This is a genomic window from Rhodococcus sp. O3, assembly GCF_048897285.1.
Classification (GTDB): domain Bacteria; phylum Actinomycetota; class Actinomycetes; order Mycobacteriales; family Mycobacteriaceae; genus Rhodococcus.
Genome location: NZ_JBMBTE010000030.1, coordinates 33,112 through 51,145, shown reverse-complemented (window position 1 = coordinate 51,145; position 18,034 = coordinate 33,112). Strand labels below are relative to the sequence as shown.

The 18,034-nt window shown below is 69.2% G+C and carries 19 protein-coding genes and 2 tRNA genes; 8 read left to right on the top strand and 13 right to left on the bottom strand.

Features of this window, described 5'->3' with window-relative positions; genetic code table 11:
• Window positions 1-46 precede the first annotated feature (46 nt).
• Both ACN675_RS11500 and ACN675_RS11495 read right to left on the bottom strand, forming a co-directional pair.
• On the bottom strand, window positions 47-973 hold the full coding sequence (locus ACN675_RS11500; RefSeq protein ID WP_420750987.1) for a rhomboid family intramembrane serine protease: 927 nt from the start codon (window positions 971-973) through the stop codon (window positions 47-49).
• Between the two features lie 11 nt (window positions 974-984).
• Entirely contained in the window at window positions 985-1,512 is a 528-nt protein-coding gene (locus ACN675_RS11495; protein ID WP_420750986.1) for a peptidylprolyl isomerase, read from the bottom strand.
• A gap of 120 nt (window positions 1,513-1,632) precedes the next feature.
• Between ACN675_RS11495 and ACN675_RS11490 the strand changes: the two genes are divergently transcribed.
• Complete coding sequence (locus ACN675_RS11490) at window positions 1,633-2,142, top strand: hypothetical protein (protein WP_420750985.1); 510 nt, start codon at window positions 1,633-1,635, stop codon at window positions 2,140-2,142.
• Between the two features lie 25 nt (window positions 2,143-2,167).
• Here the strand turns inward: ACN675_RS11490 and ACN675_RS11485 are convergent, their stop codons facing one another.
• Window positions 2,168-2,323 (bottom strand): hypothetical protein, encoded by a 156-nt coding sequence (locus ACN675_RS11485; RefSeq protein ID WP_197257138.1) that lies wholly within the window; start codon window positions 2,321-2,323, stop codon window positions 2,168-2,170.
• Between the two features lie 248 nt (window positions 2,324-2,571).
• Between ACN675_RS11485 and ACN675_RS11480 the strand changes: the two genes are divergently transcribed.
• Entirely contained in the window at window positions 2,572-4,515 is a 1,944-nt protein-coding gene (locus ACN675_RS11480; RefSeq protein ID WP_420750984.1) for an acyl-CoA dehydrogenase family protein, read from the top strand.
• A 59-nt stretch (window positions 4,516-4,574) separates the two neighbouring features.
• Here the strand turns inward: ACN675_RS11480 and ACN675_RS11475 are convergent, their stop codons facing one another.
• Together ACN675_RS11475 and ACN675_RS11470 are read right to left on the bottom strand one after the other, a co-directional pair.
• A complete protein-coding gene (locus tag ACN675_RS11475; protein WP_420750983.1) occupies window positions 4,575-5,870 on the bottom strand; it encodes a lipase family protein in 1,296 nt (431 codons plus the stop codon).
• Window positions 5,871-6,010: 140 nt separating this feature from the next.
• Window positions 6,011-7,654, bottom strand: coding sequence for an alpha/beta hydrolase (locus tag ACN675_RS11470; RefSeq protein ID WP_420750982.1), 1,644 nt, complete (start codon window positions 7,652-7,654; stop codon window positions 6,011-6,013).
• Window positions 7,655-7,790: 136 nt separating this feature from the next.
• Between ACN675_RS11470 and ACN675_RS11465 the strand changes: the two genes are divergently transcribed.
• The gene (locus ACN675_RS11465; protein WP_420750981.1) at window positions 7,791-8,903 is read left to right on the top strand and encodes a hypothetical protein; all 1,113 of its coding nucleotides are present in this window, start codon (window positions 7,791-7,793) and stop codon (window positions 8,901-8,903) included.
• A 26-nt stretch (window positions 8,904-8,929) separates the two neighbouring features.
• Here the strand turns inward: ACN675_RS11465 and ACN675_RS11460 are convergent, their stop codons facing one another.
• The 4 genes from ACN675_RS11460 to ACN675_RS11445 form a co-directional block, all read right to left on the bottom strand.
• Entirely contained in the window at window positions 8,930-9,892 is a 963-nt protein-coding gene (locus ACN675_RS11460; protein ID WP_420750980.1) for a R2-like ligand-binding oxidase, read from the bottom strand.
• 41 nt (window positions 9,893-9,933) lie between these two features.
• A complete protein-coding gene (locus ACN675_RS11455) occupies window positions 9,934-11,112 on the bottom strand; it encodes a Dyp-type peroxidase (RefSeq protein WP_420750979.1) in 1,179 nt (392 codons plus the stop codon).
• A complete protein-coding gene (locus ACN675_RS11450; RefSeq protein ID WP_420750978.1) occupies window positions 11,105-11,617 on the bottom strand; it encodes a copper chaperone PCu(A)C in 513 nt (170 codons plus the stop codon). Before ACN675_RS11450 ends, ACN675_RS11455 begins: the two co-directional genes overlap by 8 nt.
• Before the next feature lie 82 nt (window positions 11,618-11,699).
• The gene (locus tag ACN675_RS11445; protein WP_420750977.1) at window positions 11,700-12,194 is read right to left on the bottom strand and encodes a hypothetical protein; all 495 of its coding nucleotides are present in this window, start codon (window positions 12,192-12,194) and stop codon (window positions 11,700-11,702) included.
• A gap of 135 nt (window positions 12,195-12,329) precedes the next feature.
• Here ACN675_RS11445 and ACN675_RS11440 point away from each other — a divergent pair, with 135 nt between their 5' ends.
• The 3 genes from ACN675_RS11440 to ACN675_RS11430 are packed head-to-tail and all read left to right on the top strand — an operon-like array spanning window position 12,330 to window position 14,753.
• Complete coding sequence (locus ACN675_RS11440) at window positions 12,330-13,460, top strand: ABC transporter permease (protein WP_420750976.1); 1,131 nt, start codon at window positions 12,330-12,332, stop codon at window positions 13,458-13,460.
• Complete coding sequence (locus ACN675_RS11435; protein WP_420750975.1) at window positions 13,457-14,143, top strand: ABC transporter ATP-binding protein; 687 nt, start codon at window positions 13,457-13,459, stop codon at window positions 14,141-14,143. Before ACN675_RS11440 ends, ACN675_RS11435 begins: the two co-directional genes overlap by 4 nt.
• Window positions 14,144-14,168: 25 nt before the next feature.
• On the top strand, window positions 14,169-14,753 hold the full coding sequence (locus ACN675_RS11430; RefSeq protein WP_420750974.1) for a TetR/AcrR family transcriptional regulator: 585 nt from the start codon (window positions 14,169-14,171) through the stop codon (window positions 14,751-14,753).
• Here ACN675_RS11430 and ACN675_RS11425 read toward each other — a convergent pair.
• Together ACN675_RS11425 and ACN675_RS11420 are read right to left on the bottom strand one after the other, a co-directional pair.
• The gene (locus tag ACN675_RS11425; RefSeq protein WP_420750973.1) at window positions 14,750-15,664 is read right to left on the bottom strand and encodes an LLM class flavin-dependent oxidoreductase; all 915 of its coding nucleotides are present in this window, start codon (window positions 15,662-15,664) and stop codon (window positions 14,750-14,752) included. The genes ACN675_RS11430 and ACN675_RS11425 overlap by 4 nt on opposite strands.
• Before the next feature lie 2 nt (window positions 15,665-15,666).
• Window positions 15,667-16,179 (bottom strand): carboxymuconolactone decarboxylase family protein, encoded by a 513-nt coding sequence (locus tag ACN675_RS11420; RefSeq protein ID WP_420750972.1) that lies wholly within the window; start codon window positions 16,177-16,179, stop codon window positions 15,667-15,669.
• A 70-nt stretch (window positions 16,180-16,249) separates the two neighbouring features.
• Here ACN675_RS11420 and ACN675_RS11415 point away from each other — a divergent pair, with 70 nt between their 5' ends.
• Together ACN675_RS11415 and ACN675_RS11410 are read left to right on the top strand one after the other, a co-directional pair.
• Window positions 16,250-17,239: a pirin family protein gene (locus ACN675_RS11415; RefSeq protein WP_420750971.1), complete on the top strand. Its 990-nt coding sequence runs from the start codon at window positions 16,250-16,252 to the stop codon at window positions 17,237-17,239.
• A 34-nt stretch (window positions 17,240-17,273) separates the two neighbouring features.
• Complete coding sequence (locus ACN675_RS11410; RefSeq protein ID WP_420750970.1) at window positions 17,274-17,630, top strand: hypothetical protein; 357 nt, start codon at window positions 17,274-17,276, stop codon at window positions 17,628-17,630.
• A 70-nt stretch (window positions 17,631-17,700) separates the two neighbouring features.
• Here ACN675_RS11410 and ACN675_RS11405 read toward each other — a convergent pair.
• Both ACN675_RS11405 and ACN675_RS11400 read right to left on the bottom strand, forming a co-directional pair.
• Window positions 17,701-17,773: transfer RNA gene (locus ACN675_RS11405), tRNA-Ala, on the bottom strand.
• A 136-nt stretch (window positions 17,774-17,909) separates the two neighbouring features.
• Window positions 17,910-17,983, bottom strand: a tRNA-Ile gene (locus ACN675_RS11400).
• Window positions 17,984-18,034 lie beyond the last annotated feature (51 nt).

Genomic DNA, 18,034 nt, shown 5'->3' with positions numbered 1-18,034 from the left:
GACCTGGCACCCGATCAGAGCCCGAGCTGATCAGAGTCTCAGCTGATCAAATACCCAGCTGAGACCGCAGCCGCAGCACCCCGAGCACGATGACCAGCACGACCGCGACGGTGACCGCGGCGAGCGCGATCCAGCCGGTACGGACCACGCGATCGCGGTCGGTTCCGGCGCCGAGAGCCTGCGGGCCGTAGAGGAACGCCGCGGTCGCCGCGGCACCGATCACCAGGCCGCCGAGATGTCCCCACAGCGAGATGCCGGGGATGGTGATGCTGATGAACACGTTGAGGGCGACGACGGACAGCACCGGTGCGGGGCTGCGCCGCAAACGCAGCAGGATGACGGCCTGCGCACCCATGAGCCCGAACACGGCGCCGGACGCGCCGGCGGTGACCGCGTCGGTCTGCATCAGCACGACCGCCGCGGAGCCGCCGAGCAGCGACAGCAGGTACACGGCGATGTAGCGGGAGCGACCGAGCACGATCTCGGTGTCGCGGCCGATCACCCACAGGGCGAACATGTTGACCGCGAGGTGGATCGGACCGAAGTGCAGGAAACCGCTGCCGAGCAGGCGCAGATATTCGTCGTTGCCCGCGATCATCGGCGGCCACAACGCGAGGTCGCGGAACAGGCCGGATCGCAGCTGGTTGTTCATCACGCTCGACGACTGCGCGGCCGTGATCGCGAAGATCAGGACGTTCAGTCCGATGAGGATGTAGGTGACCAGCGGTGTCGGATGGCCGCTGCGCACGGGGGCACCGGCGACGGTGCGGGCCTGCGGGGTGGCGCTACGGGCTGCGGCGACGCAGTCCACGCACTGTTGTCCGACCGACGCGTCGCGCAGGCAGTCGGGGCAGGCAGGTCGGCCGCAGCGGGTGCAGGCGAGCAGGGTGGGACGGTCGGGATGGCGAACGCACCGCGGCTGGGGCGGACGGCCGCCCCCTTCGGCCGCCGGGCCCCAGCCGGGGTTCGTCATGGAGTTCCTTCTCAGGCGATGGTGATGCTTTCGATGACGACGGCGTCGACCGGGCGGTCGGCCCGGTCGGTCGCGGTCGTCGCGATCGCGTCGACGACCTTGCGCGACGCCTCGTCGACGACCTCACCGAAGATGGTGTGGCGACGGTTGAGGTGCGGCGTGCGGTCGACGGTGATGAAGAACTGGGAGCCGTTGGTGCCCGGGCCGGCGTTCGCCATGGCGAGCAGGTACGGACGGTCGAACTGCAGCTCGGGGTGGAACTCGTCGCCGAACTGGTAGCCCGGGCCGCCGCGGCCGGTGCCGGTCGGGTCGCCGCCCTGGATCATGAAGCCGTCGATGACACGGTGGAAGACCGCGCCGTCGTAGAACGGACCACTGGTCTCGCCCTTGGCGTTCTGCGTCTTGTATTCCTTGGTGCCCTGCGCCAGGCCGACAAAGTTCTCGACGGTCTTGGGAGCGTGATTGCCGAACAGCGAGATCACGATGTCGCCGCGGTTGGTGTGCAGCGTGGCGGTGGCGGTCTGAAGAGGTGAAGTCACCTCTCCATCGTGCCATCCGGACATCTCGTGCGGGAGGAGTGCCCGAAGTGCGCGCCGCGCCCATGTCGGGGCACGTTGTGCCGACGCAACTTGTGTCGCACCTTGTGTCACAGTGGAACGATGACGCGTTCGAAAGAGTCCGGAAGCCATGGTGGATCCGATACCGCGCTCGCACATCCGCTGCTCGCGAATCCGCTGCTCGCGAATCCCCTGCTCGTGAATCCCCTGCTCGCGAATCCACTGCTCGCGAATCCACTGAAGGAATCGACCAGCATCGGTGGTGCACTGCAGGTGGTGGGTCAGGGTGCGCTCGCGCTCGCGCACGGTTCCCTGAGTGCGGGCCTGCTCGTGGCCCGCAGGTCGGCGGACGCCGCGAAGACGGTGCTGAGCCGCGCGCGTCGTACTTCTCCTGCCGGGGTGGTGGCGTTGGCATCCCACTCCGACGGCACCCGCCCCGGCCGCGGTCGCAAGGCTTTGATCGTGGCCGGCGCCGTCGGTGCGGTCGTGGCCGGCGGTGTCGTGTTCTTCCGGGCGCGGCGTTACGAGCATCCCCCGGTGGCGCCGGAGCCGCCGCGCGTCGATCAGGCTCGGCCGGTGTCGGAGGGCACGGCGGCTGAGGGCACCGACTGACTTCGAGTTCGGAACGACGGCCTGGTCACCCGGTGGTACAGGTGGCCGGGTCGTCGTTTGCTGCCTGCCGGTCGATCTCGCGGGCGGCGACGCGGATCTGACGGTCGACGATGTAGCAGGACAGGGCGTAGACCACTGCGAGGAGCACGAACAGGATCGGTACTGCGGCAAGGATTTCCATGTGACGCCTCCGTCGGCGACCCGGGATCACCGGGGGAAGGGGGACGGTCGGGGGTGTCAACGTCGACATGATCAAGAGTACGGACCCCCCGGCCGCCCGGCAGGCTCACATCCACCCAGTGGACGTGATTCCGTTCACATGCCACAACGACCTCGGGTTACCGGTCGGTACCGATATTCCGGATCGTGTGTTTTACCTCACATCGACGTGGATACTGGCCAGTAGGAACCCGATCGTGGAGGCCCGCGATGTCAGAACCCATCCAGATCAGTGAAGAACAAGCCCGGGCGGTGGCCGAGGAGGCCCGCGAATCCGGGTGGGAGAAACCCTCGTTCGCCAAGGAACTGTTCCTCGGCCGACTCACCCTCGACCTCGTCCACCCGTTTCCCCGTCCCACACCCGACGAGGACGCCCGCACCGAGGAATTCCTGGCGAAACTGCGCCGGTTCTGCCTCGAGATGGACGGCGCCCGCATCGAACGCGATGCGCGAATCCCCGACGAGTACGTCGCCGGGCTGACCGAACTGGGCTGCTTCGGCATGAAGATCTCGCCGGAGTACGGCGGGCTCGGACTGTCGCAGGTGGCCTACAACCGTGCCCTGATGCTGATCGCGTCCGTGCACCCCAGCCTCGGGGCGCTGCTGTCGGCGCACCAGTCGATCGGCGTTCCGGAACCGCTGAAACTGGCCGGTACCCCAGAACAGAAGCGGGCGTTCCTGCCGCGCTGCGCGCGCGGCGCGATCTCGGCGTTCCTGCTCACCGAACCGGACGTGGGCTCGGACCCCGCCCGGCTCGCGTCGACCGCGACCCCGGTCGAGGACGGCTCCGCGTACGAACTCGACGGCGTGAAACTGTGGACCACCAACGGCGTCGTCGCCGAACTGCTCGTCGTGATGGCCCGGGTGCCGCGCAGCGAGGGTCATCGCGGCGGCATCTCCGCGTTCGTCGTCGAAGCGGACTCGCCGGGCATCACCGTCGAACGCCGTAACTCGTTCATGGGACTGCGGGGTATCGAGAACGGGGTGACCCGCATGCACCGGGTGCGGGTTCCGAAGGAGAACCTGATCGGCCGCGAAGGCGACGGCCTGAAGATCGCCCTGACCACGCTGAACGCGGGACGCCTCGCGATCCCCGCGATGTGCGCGGGGGCCGGCAAGTGGTCGCTGAAGATCGCCCGCGAATGGTCCGCGACCCGGGTTCAGTGGGGCCGACCGGTCGGCGATCACGCCGCGGTCGCCGCGAAGATCTCCTACATCGCCGCCTCCACCTACGCGCTCGAGTCCATGGTCGAGCTGTCCGGTCAGATGTGCGACGAGAACCGCAACGACATCCGGATCGAGGCGGCTCTGGCGAAGCTGTGGTCCAGCGAGATCGCCTGCCGGATCGCCGACGAACTCGTCCAGATCCGCGGTGGTCGCGGCTACGAGACGGCCGCGTCGCTGGCAGCGCGGGGTGAACGGGCGGTCCCGGCCGAGCAGCTGATGCGGGACCTGCGTATCAACCGGATCTTCGAAGGCTCCAGCGAGATCATGCGGCTGCTCATCGCCCGCGAGGCGGTGGACGCACATCTGAAGGCGGCGGGCGAGCTCGCCGACCCGAAGGCGAATCTCGAGGAGAAGGCCAAGGCCGCGGCGAAGGCCAGCGGCTTCTACGCGAAGTGGCTGCCCAAGCTCGTCGCGGGCAAGGGCCAGTTGCCCACCTCGTTCTCCGAGTTCGGGCAGCTCGCGCCCCATCTGCGGTACATCGAGCGCAATTCCCGCAAGCTCGCCCGCTCCACGTTCTACGGAATGGCCCGGTGGCAGGCCGGTCTCGAGAAACGGCAGAACTTCCTCGGCCGGATCGTCGACATCGGCGCCGAACTGTTCGCGATGGCGGCGTCGTGTGTGAGGGCCGAACGGCAGCGGGCCGACGGCCACCCGGACTCGGCGGGCGCCTTCGAACTGGCGGACGTGTTCTGCCGTCAGGCCCGGCTGCGCGTCGACAAACTCTTCGACGAGTTGTGGACGAACACCGACGACCCCGACCTGCGCCTGACCAGCAGCATTCTCGAGGGCCGCTACGCGTGGCTCGAGCACGGCGTGCTCGATCCGAGCGAGGGCACCGGGCCGTGGATCGCGGCATGGGCGCCGGGACCGTCGACCGAGGAGAACCTGGCACGCCACTTCACCGAGACGCGGCATCGAACCCAGTAGTCCCCCCGAAACGGCGAACGGCCCGCACTCGAAGAGAGTGCGGGCCGTTCGTCAGGAGGTCAGAATCCGCCGCAGTTCGACGGTGCCGGCGCGCCGTTGAAACGGTCGAGCAGGTACGAGACCGACTCCGGCATGCCCATCAGCATCGGCGACAGGTGGTTGACGACGAAGCCCGGCAGGATCGGCGGGGTCGGGTTCGGCGAGAACTGGACGGTCGCGCCCTGTGCACACCAGTCCAGTGCGAGCTGGCGGCCCTGACCGAAGGGCACGGCGTCGTCCTGGGTGCCGTGCTGCAGCAGCACCGGGACCTGCGGCTTCAGGCGGCCGATACGCTGCTCGTCGACGATGGCCCGCGCCTTGGGCAGGCGCTCGAGGACGACGGAGAGCGGTTCACCGGTCCGGGTGTAGTCGCTGGTGCGCTGGAAACCGTGGCGGAAGATCGTCTCGGGGACGCACTCGTTCGCGACCTGGGCCAGCATCTCGCGGCCGTAGTCGTTGATCTCGGCGTCGATCTCATCGGAGATCTCCGGGTACGCGTCCTGCAGGCCGTTGATCGTGTAGCCGATGACGCCGGTCAGCGCGGTGCCGTCGATCTGGGCCAGGGTTGCGGCGAGATCGGCCGGCGGAGCACCCGCGTAGACGCCCTGCAGATCGAGGTCGGGGGCGTAGCTCGGAGCGAGTTCGGCGGCCGCCGCGGCAGCACCGCCACCCTGCGAGTAACCGAAGATGCCGACCGGACCGTCGTCGGGGATCGACGTGCCCGGCAGTTGCTGCGCCGCGCGCGCCGCGTCGAGCACCGCGTGGCCTTCGGCGAGGCGGTTGACGTAGGTGTGGTGTCCCGGGGTGCCCAGACCGTCGTAGTCGGTGACGACCACGGCGATGCCCTGCAGCAGCATCGCGTTGATGGAAATCAGTTCGTACTCGGTGAACAGATCCAGCGGCGGGTTGTAGTCCACCAGGTAGTTCAGGGCCTTCGACGGCGCGCAGCGGTCGCCCTGACCCTGGGTGCCGGGCGCGAGCACGACCAGCGGTCGCTCACCCGGACCGGACCACGGGGTGGACGGTTCGAGGTAGGTGCCGCCCACCGCGTTCGGAACCCCGTTGGCGTCGTGGCTGCGGTAGAGCAGGCGGGTGCCCTGGGCGGGGAACACGCCGTTCGTCGTGGGGACTCGGATCGCGAGATCCGAAGGCTCGCTGCGCAATACGTCGCCGGGGCTGCCGGCGGGCAGCGGGCTCGGCGGCACATAGAAGTCGCCCTCGGCATTGGCGACCGCGGGAGCCGCGAGCACGCTCCCCACCACCGCGGCGGAGGTCACCGCCGCGGAGAACCAGCGTCCGACCCTGCCGATCGCCATACTTCCCCCAGATGTTCTGTGTCCTGCATTCGAAAGTCAGCTGCGTGTGCCCCATCGCACAAGCGGTACGGACTGTAACACGTAACTTACCCTTGCGTAAGGTCCAGCCCCAGCAGCTCACCGCACGACGAACTCGCAGGTCAGCCCTTCAACGCCGCGCGCACCGCCTCGGTGTCGGCCTGCGTCCACCCCTCGGGGTCGAGGATCTCCGCCCACAGAGCCGCGGCCTCCGGGCCGTAGGAATGCCCGTAACCGTCGGGCACCTCGGCCGAGAACACCATGTCCAGGGTCACCTGCCAGAACGTCACGAACGGCATCCAGCGCATCCCCGGATCCACATCGGACCCGAGGGGTTCGCGCAGCCAGTCGGGCTTGTGCAGCAGCAGATCGAACGACCACCAGGTGATCGGATCACTGCCGTGCTGCCAGAACACGATCCGCGGAAGTTCCCACGGCTCAGGCAGATTCGCGTCCCCCGGGCTCGCCGCGAAGCGAATGTTGCGACCCTCGTCGACGATCGGCAGACGTTCGAGCGAACCCCGATCCCGCTGCTCGGTGATCCGCCCCCACGGCTGCGCGAAGTTGGGGGTGCCGACGAACAGCGCGCCGTCGGTCCGCGCGACCAGGTCGGAACCGGACGCGAACGCGGACTGCCCGCCGTACGACCCGAGACTCTCGCCGAAGACCACGAGCTTCGGCCGGGCCTCCTCCGGAAGACTCAGCCACACCTCGTAGACGGCCTCGAACAGTGCCCGCCCGGCCTCCATCGGCGACTCGCGGTCGGCGATGAACGCGAGCGGGCTCGGCAGATACGAGTACTGCATCGCCGCGATCGCCGAGTCCCCGCCGTTGAGGTACTCGAAGGAGTCGGCGACGCTGCCGTTGACCCAGCCGCGACCGGTCGTGGTCACGACGGCGAGCGCCTTCCGGTCGAAGCCGCCGGTTCGCTTCAGCTCGGCGACGACCCGCTCGGCGATGCCTTCGATGGTGTCCGCCGACACCCGGCCCGCGTACACGCGGATCGGTTCCCGGGCGGGCCGTCCCGTCACGGCCTCGATCTGCGCGGCCGACGGTCCGCCGGCGACGAACGTGCGTCCTTCCCTGCCGAGGGTGTCCCACGTCTCCGCGGATTCCGGCGACCCGGAACGTTCCGGCGCGGTCGGCTGCTCCACCCCCTCCTCGGTGCCGGTGTCCGCGATCGCGGAGGCCTCCTCCGCAGCTCCGAGAATTCCCCGGTACAGCGCACCGTTGACGAGCACGACGAGCAACGCCACGACCACCACGAGCGCGGTCACCCGCGCAACCGGCGCCGGCGTGTAGCGGTCGACGAACTGCGCGAGCTTGTTCGTCCCCGCGCGCAGGCCCCGCCCGATCGCCAACAGCAGCAACGCCACCACCAGGGCGATCAGCAGAACCGGCAGATAGAGGGACCGCTCGACCCGTTCCATGGTCACGAGGTCGCGGACGATCTGCTGCCACCACGACCCGAGAATCAGGAAGGTCGGAACCACCACGGCCGCGACGGCCGCGAGCACCCACCAGCCGACGCGGCGCGTTTTCGGCGACCAGTCCGGATGCACACCGCAGCGCCGCAGTGCCCACGCGATCAGGCAGCCGACGCCGTATCCGGTCGCCACGCCGATACCCGTCGCGACGCCCTGCAGATACCAGGTGCGCGGCAGAAGGGACGGGGTCATCGACCACACGAAGAACAGCAGCGCGAACGCGAGACCGACCGGGTGGAACGAGCGCGCGAAGGCCCGGGCGCGCGTGGGGGCACTCATCCTCGGGAGTGTAGGGGCGCAACCGTCCGGTTCGTATCGACACGCCGTACACCGCTACCGTCCGGTATGGGCCCGGATGAGCGATTTCGGTAGCAAGATGTAGGCGGTTCGTTACCTGCGAAGCGAGAGGGCTGTCATGGCAATCGGGGTCGGGCTCCGGATCGGCAGAGTCGTGTCCACCGCAGTGGTCGCGTCCAACGAACCGGGCACCCAGGATCCCGTGGTGATCGCCCGGGACACGGTCCTGCACATCGACGAGGACGGCACCACCACCCTCGGTTCCTACTCCTCCCACAACGAGGCACGCACCCTCGCCGGGTTCCTCGCCCGGGTCGGCGACCCCGCGGGTGTCACCGCCAGCGACGGTCGCGTGTACCGGGCGGAGGACGCGATGGCGACCGCGATCCAGTGCCTGCTGAACGAGACCGAACCGCTCCCGAAGTTCGGGGGCGCCGACGACGGATCCGAGCCCGGCTACACCGCGACCTACCCTTCCCACTGGGATTCCGATGCGGTCGCGTCGCTGCGCGCGGCCCTCGACTACGCGGATCTGCGGCACGTGGACCTGGCGTCGGACGCCCAGGGCGCCGCGACCTGGTATGCCTCCGAGATTTCCGAGACCCCCGGTCAGCTCATCGGTGTCTTCCACATCGACGACGCCGGTTCGACGGTGACGCTGGTGCGGTCCGGCGTACCGGCAGGCAAGGCGTTCCGGGTACCGACGAAGGGCGCACCGTCACCCGCGTCGCAGCTCGCGACCGCGCTCGGCTCGTTCGGGTGGCTGCCGCCGAATCTCGACGCGGTCGTCGTGATGGGTGACGGGATCGTCGCCCGCGACCGCTCGTACATCCAGGAGATCGCGAACAGCATCGCGACGAAGCTGACGGTCCGCACCCTCGTCGGTCCGGGCCCGGAGCAGACCGCCGCGCTGGGTGCGGCGATCCTGGCGGCCGGTTTCGTGCCGGCCCGGGAGACGAAGCGTGCCCGCATCGGGCTTCCGCCGTCGTACGACGAGACGGATGTGCTGACCGGTGGGATCGCGCGCATCCGGGCACGGGAGATGCTCGAGGCCGGGGAGAACGACGTCGTCGCGGCGCGGTTGCTCGCCGTCGGGCCGGACGACGAGGACGACCTCGAACCGGACACGACCGAGCACGACGAAACCGAGAAGCGGTCGCGCAAGCCGCTGATCCCGATCGTCGCCGGGGTCGCGCTGGTCGCCGTGCCGCTGCTCGTGTTTCTCCTGTGAGACAGGTGCCCCGGTGAGACGCCGGGTCAGGCGTCGTCGGTGATCGCCGCGAGCTCGGCGGCGTCCTCTTCGCCGAACTTCTCCTCGAGCGCCTCGGGCGTGTAGTCCAGGTCGATCTCCTCGACGGGACGGCCGCGCGCGGACTCGATCGCACCGAGCCGACGCTGGGCGCGGTCCGCCGCGTACGCCACGAACTCGTCGGGGTCCAACCCGAACGGCTGTTCCTCGAACTGATCGTTGATCCACTGGATCACGCCGAGCGCGTGCGGGAGCAACTCCCCCATACGTTGTTGCACCACATCCCAATTCGCGTCGTCGGCGGCGACGTGCCGGCGGCACGTGAACGTTCCCCACGCCATGTGGCGGCGCTCGTCGTCACCGATCCGCCGTACCAGCTCCTGCATGCCGGGCAGGATTCCGCGGGTCGTGCACACCTTTTGCCACGCGTAGTAGCCGGTGAGGGCGAGGCTGCCCTCGATGACGTGGTTGTAGGTGACGCTCGCGCGCACCTGGTTCGCCGGACTGGGATCGTGTTCGAGGATCCGCAGGGAATCGGGTAGTTCCTCGTAGAACAGCGCGCGGTAGTGCGGGTTCTCCGCGACGTACGGCAGCAGGTCGCCGGTCAGTCCCACCGCGTCCATCCACAGCCGGAACACCTGGGTGTGCTTGGCCTCCTCGAAACAGAACTGCGTCAGGTACATCTCGTCGCCGAGCCGGTTCTCGGCGGCCATCGCGCGCAGGAACGGCTGGATGTCCTGGGTGACGGCCTCCTCCCCCGCCGCGAAGTGCGTCACCAGATAGGCGCTGCTGCGTTTCTGTTCGCTGTTCAGGTCCGTCCAGTCCGCGACGTCCTGCGAGAAATCCAGGTCGAGGGGATCCCAGAACTTGGCGTTGCCCTTCGCGAACAGGCGCAGCGGGAAGGCGTCCCAGTTCAGTCCGCCTTCCCGCAGCGACGCGAATCCGTCTCGCCGCGGTGATACCTCGGTCACCCGTCCAGGCTAACCCCGTACCACCACCACGACCTGCGTTTTCAGCCTTCGAACAGCGTCTCGCCGGGATAGCCGCCGTCGGCGAACCCGGGTGGGATCGCGAACACCGCCGAACCGATCGGGGTGATCCACGGGTTCAGCGCGTCGTGGTCCGCCAGTCGCTGCTGCACCGGCACGAACTGGCGGTCGACGTCGGCCTGGTAGGCCGCGAAGAGCAGGCCCGCGTCGTCGGCGTCGTCGTAGTTGTAGCCGCGCCGCAGGAACTGCTCGTCCGCATTGCGCGGCCGTGCCCGGGCCATGTGCGATTCCGGTGGGATCACCGGGATGCCGTACCGGTCGACCGCGTCGAAATCGGGATCGTCGTGCTCGGCCGTGCCGGTGAGCGGCGCACCGTTCGACAGCGTGCGACCCACGGTGAGTTCCCTTGCCGGACGATCCAATTCGTCCCAGGTGTCGAGTTCCATGCGGATACGCCGCAACACCAGCGAGGACCCGCCGGCCAACCACGGGGGCGACCCCGGATTCCACACCCGGCCTTGGAATTCCGTGCTGCCCGCGGCGGGATTGACGGTGCCGTCGACCTGCCCCATGAGGTTGCGCATGCTCGCACCCTCGGGCCGGGTGCCGGGGGCGTGCCGGAAACCGCGCTGCACCCACCGCACCGACACCTGCGAGCGCACCGTCCGCGTGAGCGTACGCACCGCGTGCGCGACCGTGACGGGATCGTCGGCGCACACCTGGAGCATCAGATCGCCTCCGCTCCAACGGTCTTCGAGCCGGTCGACGGCGAACGCGGGCAGCGGTCGCAGCCATTCGGGCCGGACCGTCTCCGCATCGCCCGGCGCGAACACCGCGGGACCGAACACCCCCGGGCCGAATCCGACGGTGACGGTCAGGTTTGCCGGGTCCTCCGCGAGTTCCGGTTCGGTGTCGCCGAGGCCCCCGGTCCCGGTGGTGAGCCGGTACGCGTCCTGAGCCCAGACCTTCAGCACGCCGACGAGCGCGCGCCGATCGGTGCCGGGCAGCAGGTCCAATGCCACGAACGACGCGAACGCCTGCGGTTCGGTCTCGATCCCGGCCTGGTGGGTGCCGTGGAACCCGACGATGCGCGGGTCCTCGTCACGGGCCGTGACGCGGCCGATCCCGGCGGCGCCCAGTCCGACCACGCCGAGCGCGGCGGCGCCGCCCCCGAGCAGGCGCCGCCGCGTGAGCTCAGCCACCGTGGTTCGCCCCCTCCTCGGCACTCGGTACGTAGTTCTCGCGCGCCCCGGCGAAATCGCGGACCTGCGAGGTGAAATCGATCGACGAACCGTCGCTGAAGGTCAACGTGAACTCGATGTCGGTGCCGGGCGTGACTGGCTCGATCAGATCCATCAGCATCAGGTGATCGCCGCCGGGAGCGAGGCTGTGCCGGCTGCCGGCGGCGACGGTCAGCCCGCCGTCCATCTCGCGCATCGCCATCGCGCCGTCGGCGGCGGGAGCCATCTCGTGCAGTTCGGTCCGACTCGAGACCGGACTCGAGACGGACACGATCCGGACGGCCTGGTCGCCGGTGTTCTCCAGTTCGGCGAACGCACCGGTCATCCCGCTCTCGGCGGCCTTGGTCCACGCCGACGACACGACGATCGTGTCGGCCGCGGTCGCGGGGTCCTCGGATCCGCACCCGGCGGCGGCGAGCGCCGCCGCTGCGATCGCGGCGAACGCGAGGAACTTGGTCTTCTTCATGAGGGGTCTCCCGTACGGGTCTGTGCGCACGCTGGCGCGCGATCACCCCAGGCGGGTGATCGTGGAAGGAAAGGAATCGGTGTCAGACCGTGACGGGTGGGCCGCGCGGAACGATGCCGACGGACCGGCGAAGACCGCGCAGGACCGGCGGCCGGGGAGCAACGAGCACTGCGCCGGGCACGCGGAGAGGCGTGAACTGGGTCGGCGCGACGCGACGCAGCGAGGCGAGCACGAACCGGCATCCGCGTTCGGCGGCCGCAACCAGTAGTGCCGCCACCGCGATCGCCACGGCGTGGCCGGCGATCATCGCGGGTCCGGGAACGTGGAGGTGGCCGGTGTCGAGGGAGAGCACGAGGTGCCCGAGCACCTGACCGGCGACGAGAACCGCCGCGACGGGAAGCCTGGTGCCGGCGGCCACCACCCCGACGGCGAGCGTCGTTGCGATCAACAGCGCGACCGCGCTCTGGGAGGGAGTACCGCCGCCGCCGAGTGCGTGCGCCGCGATGCTCACGGCTCCGGAAACGGCGCCGGTCAGCCCGCCGCGCAGGCGCGCGACGAGGACTTCGGCGGTACTCATGACGACAGGATACGACTTTCTACGACGGTTAGTAGTAGCGGTCCGGTAAACTTGTCGACATAATGTCGATATGATTGCGACAGGCCGTCGGCAAATCCGGCGCCTCCTCCCCGCCCTCGTCTGCGAAGGACCAGCATGTTCCTGACCCTGCGCGAACTGTGGTTCGCGCGCACCCGATTCCTCCTGATGGGTGCGGTCGTCGCACTCATCTCGATCTTGATGGTGATCCTCTCCGGCCTGTCCTCCGGCCTGGTCACCGACGGCGTGTCCGCGCTGCAACGCACACCCGTACAGGCGTTCGCGTTCGCAGAAGGCACCAAGACCGACTCCGCATTCTCCCGCTCCGTCGTCACCGACGAGCAGGTCGCCGCCTGGCAGGAACGGCCCGACGTCGCGGAGGCCGCCCTGTTCGGCAACGCGATCGTCAACGCCAAGACCGGCGCCGGGATCCCCGTCGACCTCACCCTCTTCGGTATCGAACCCGGCTCCTTCCTGGAACCGGCCGCCGCCGAGGGCAGCGCCCTCCAGCAGGCCACCGACATCCTCGTCAGCGACAGCGCGCGCGACGCCGGCATCGAACTCGGTGACACGGTCGTCGTCGACCGTCTCGGCACCGAGCTGACCGTCGTCGGGTTCACCGCCGACAAGCGCACCTTCGGGCACGTCGACGTCGCCTACGTGCCGCTGCCCACCTGGCAGGAGATCCACGCCGGCGTGAAGGTCGGCGAACAGCCGCAGCCGGACATCTACCGCGAGGCCAGCGTCGTCGCGTTGCAGGGCGTCGACGGCGGGCTGCCCGACCTCGCCGCCGGGGATGCCGCCGCGGGCACCGTGTCCAAGACGCTCGAGGAGTCGTTCGACTCGTCGCCGGGCTACTCCGCCGAGATGATGACCATGTCGATGATCAAGGCGTTCCTGTACGCGATCTCCGCGCTCGTCGTCGGCGCGTTCTTCAGCATCTGGACCGTGCAGCGCAGCCGCGAACTGTCGGTGCTGCGCGCGATGGGTGCGTCCACCGGCTTCCTGCTGCGCGACGGACTGCTGCAGGCCGTCGTCGTGCTCGTCGCCTCCGTCGCCCTCGGTGTGCTCATCGGTCTCGGACTCGGCTCGGGCCTCGACGGCTCCGGCATGCCGTTCGCCCTCGAGAGCGGACCGATTGTGCAGGGTGCGGTGCTGCTCATCGTGCTCGGCCTCGTCGGTGCCGCCGTCGCCGTCGTCCGCATCACCCGCGTCGACCCCCTCACCGCACTGGGAGAAAACCGTTGACCGCCACCACCTCCACCCGCGCCGGGCTGGCCCTGACCGACACCTGCCTGAGCTTCGGCGACGGCGACAGCACCGTGCACGCGCTCAACCACGTGACTCTCGAGGTCGCGGCCGGGGAACTCGTCGCGATCGTCGGCCCGTCCGGCGCCGGCAAGTCCAGCCTCCTCGCGGTCGCGGGCGGCCTCACCCGCCCGACCTCCGGAACCGTGACCGTCGACGGCGTCGACATCACGGACCTGAAGCCGCGCGAGCTCACCCGGCTGCGCCGCGATCGCGTCGGGTTCGTGTTCCAGTCCGGGAACCTGATCCCGGCGCTCACGGCCCGCGACCAGCTCCGGCTCGTCGAGAAGATCACCGGACGCGAGGGCCGCGACCCCGACGAGCTGCTCGAATCCGTCGGCATGAGCCACCGCGCCGACCGCCGGCCGGGACAGTTGTCGGGCGGCGAACGTCAGCGCGTCGGTATCGCGCGGGCGCTGATGGCCCGGCCGGCGCTGCTGCTCGTCGACGAACCGACGGCCGCGCTGGACCGCAAACGCAGCCACGAGGTCGTCGAACTGCTCGCCCGTGAAACCCACGAGGCGGGGGTCGCTACGATCATGGTCACCCACGACCACGACGTGCTCGGCCACTGCGATCGGGTCCTCGAGATGGTCGACGGCGGGCTCGGGCCACACGACTGAACCGCCGGATACGAGAGGAGGGTCCGTGCCGAAGATCTCCGCGGCGACGGTCGTCGAGCACCGCGCCGCGCAACGGCGGGCCCTCCTCGACGCCGCTCGCGAACTGCTCGCGGAGGCCCCGGACCGGGCCCCCTCGCTCGCCGACGTGGCCGCGAGGGCCGGTCTGGCCCGGTCCAGCGTGTACCACTACTTCGGGTCCCGCGACGACCTGTTGCGCGCTGTCGTCGAGGACATGTTCCCCCGCTGGAACGCCAGGATCGTCGCGGCGATGAACACCGTCGACGATCCCGCGGAACGCGTGCTCGCCTACATCGAGGTGAACCTGCGGCTCGTCGCGGAGGGTGAGCACGCCGTCATCGGTGTCCTCGCGACCTTCACCCCGCAGGCGTTCACCGACGAACGGATGCACGCGCTGCATCAGGAGCTGGTCCTCCCCCTGCTCGACGCGTTGCGCGAGCAGGGGCGGCCCGACCCGGAACTCACCGCGGAGTTCATCAACGCCCTCGTCTACAAGGGCACCGAACTGCTCGAATCCGGCCGCAGCCTCGACGAGGTGCTGGACACCATCCGGAACCTGGCCGGGTTGGGATCGGAACGCACGAGCTTCTAATCGCCGCGTGTTTCACGTGAAACAGCGCGTTCGTTGCCGACGCGCTCACGAACTGCGGGCGCAACCTCCCCGGCGAACCGTTCGAGATCGGCAGCGGTATCCGAGCCGAGGAGGAACGTGCTGGTGCCGTGGCGCAACGTCAGCTCCGCCAGCTGCTCGGCCCACACCTCCGCAGGTCCGTGCAGGAACCTCCCGTCGGCGGTGTCGTCGAACGTCCCGGCGATGTTGTAGAGCCGCCGGATCACCGCCGGATCACGCTTCGCCGCAGTCGCGGCCGCATCGACCTTCGCGGTCATCGCGCCGAGCGCGTCCGGGCCGGCCGCGAACGAACTCGGCAGCCAGCCGTCCGCGTACCGGCCGGTGACGGCCAGCATCCGGTCCCCGTACGCCCCGAGCCAGATCTCCGGCTCGTGGGCGGGGCGCGGCCCCCGCTTCGCGCCGTCCAGCCGGTAGTACGTGCCGTCGAACCGCGCCGGCCCGGCGTCGTCGGACCACAGCGTCCGGATCACCGCGATCGCCTCGACGAGCGCATCGACCGACTCCCGGGGGCTGCGCCGCGGCCCACCGTTCGCAGCGACGGCGTCCCAGAACGCCCCGGCACCCAGCCCCAGTTCGACGCGCCCACCGCTGAGCCGGTCGAGTGAGGCCGCGCTGCGGGCCAGGATCACCGGGCCGCGCAGCGGCAGGTTCGCGACGTTCGGAGACAGGATCAGCGACTCCGTGCGGGCCGCGATCCAGGTCAGCAAGGTCCAGGTGTCGAGGAACCGCGGCTGGTAGGGGTGGTCCTGGACGGTCACCAGATCCAGTCCTGCCCGTTCCGCGACGAGCGCGAGTTCGACGACCGCGCCCGGATCGGCGGCGGTCGGTGTGAGGGATACCCCGAATCGCAGTTCGTGTCCGAAGTCCGGCACGGTCAGGACTTCCAGGACTCGGGATCGACGCGGTGCCGGCTGACGATCGACACCCGGTTGAACGCATTCATCGCGATCGCGACCCACACGATCGCCGAGAACTGGTCGTCGGTCAGGTGACGGCGCGCCTCCGCGTAGACGCGGTCCTGCTCGTCCGGCGACGGCAGATCCGTCACCGTCTCCGCCACCGCGAGCGCGGCCCGTTCGACATCGCTGAACAGGTCGGTGTCCCGCCACGCCCGCAGCACCGCGATGCGTTGCGGTTTCTCACCGTCCTTCAACGCATCGCGGGTGTGCACGTCCAGGCAGTAGGCGCACCCGTTGATCTGCGAGACCCGCAGGTTCACCAGTTCGACGACAGTGCGGTCCAGACCGGCCTGCGCCACCGCGTCCCGCACCGCCACCGCGACGGCGACCTGTGCCCGGTACACCGGTCGGGTCTGCTTGTCGATCGGGATACGCTCGGTGCTCGCCACGGAACGCTCGGTGCTCGCCACAGAACGATTGTCGGCCATCGGGGCCGACGCGACCGCCGATTCCGGAATCGGCCGGCCGCGCGCACGTGATCGGTGGCACGCTCGGAGCATGAGCAACACCGACGTCCATCCGGTCGAGACCACCTGCGGGACCGGTCCGTGTCCTCGCGACGAGGCGGGTCATCCCTACGTCGAGATCCTCACCGCCCGCGAGGTGCCACTCGGCGGTCCCCGCGCGATGCCGGTCCGGCGGACCCTCCCCCAGCGGCAACGCTCCCTCATCGGCGCGTGGTGCTTCGCCGACCACTACGGTCCCGACGACGTCGCCGCCACCGGCGGCATGGACGTGGCACCCCACCCGCACACCGGACTGCAGACGGTGAGCTGGCTGTTCACCGGCGAGATCGAGCACCGCGACAGTCACGGCGTGCACGCGTTCGTCCGGCCCGGCGAGGTCAACCTGATGACCGGTGGCCACGGCATCTGCCATTCCGAGGTGTCCACCCCGGACACCACCACGCTGCACGGTGTCCAGCTGTGGGTCGCGCTGCCGGACAGCGCCCGCGACGCACCCCGCAACTTCCAGCACCACGCGCCCGCGACCACCTACCTCGACGGCGGTTCCGCGAAGGTCTTCCTGGGCTCGCTCGGGGGCACCACGTCACCGGTGGAGACCTTCACGCCGCTGCTCGGCGCCGAGATCACCCTCGACGCGAACGCCGAACTGCACCTCGACGTCGACGCGGCGTTCGAGCACGGTGTACTCGTCGATACCGGCACCGTCCGTCTCGCCGGGACCGAGCTGTCGCGCGGCATGCTCGGCTACGTGGGCACCGGCCTGACGTCGCTGGCGCTCACGAACCTCACCGACTCCCCGGCCCGGGTCGTGCTGCTCGGCGGCACCCCGTTCGGCGAGGAGATCGTCATGTGGTGGAACTTCGTAGGCCGCAGCCACGACGAGATCGTCCGTTTCCGCGACGCCTGGGAGAGCGAATCCGATCGATTCGGCCGGGTCGAGGGCTACGAGGGGAAGGTCGCGAGGCTGCCCGCGCCCGCGCTGCCGAACGCGCAGCTGCGTCCGCGCCGGAATCCGCTGTAGGGGTCGGGCTCGCTGCACCGCGATACCGTTCGACATGCCCGAAATTGCGAGGCGGCGTCGTTCACAACCGCCGCCACCTCACGTGGTCCATCAGGCGATCATCGAGCCGGACCGCGATCCGACCCGCCCGTGGCTGATCCTGCGCGACGACGAACAGCGACCCACCCTGCTCGATTCCGTCGAGCCGAACCTGGTCGTGTGGAGTTCGCTGTGGCCGTGGCGTCCCGATGCCCTGATCCGTTTCGACCTCACCGGCGGACCTGGCGGCACGGCCCTGCAATGGATGTTGTTCGTCGACGACCCCGTCCCGGACGATGAGGTGGTCGCCCACATGCGGAAGCGGATCGACGAGTTGATCAATGCCGATCTGCGCTTCACGTTCGGCCAGTAGAGCGGGCAGGAACGAACAGAGGGCGCTTCCCGATCATTCGGAAAGCGCCCTCTGCCTGTGTCTTCGATTGTGGAGCCTAGGAGATTCGAACTCCTGACATCTGCCTTGCAAAGGCAGCGCTCTACCAACTGAGCTAAGGCCCCGTCCGCCGTCAGCGGCTGGTGACCTCGTGCCATTCGTCTTCGCTCCGAAGCATCCGAGCGATTCCGATGGCTACCAGCACTGCAGCTCCCACGAATGCGAGAACCTTCATGCTGGCTGCCCTTCCGGCACGGGGAGTGGGCCTAGGAGGACTTGAACCTCCGACCTCTTCGTTATCAGCGAAGCGCTCTAACCGCCTGAGCTATAGGCCCTCGAACCGATTCGGAACACTACCCCACCGAACCGCGAACAACAAAATCGGT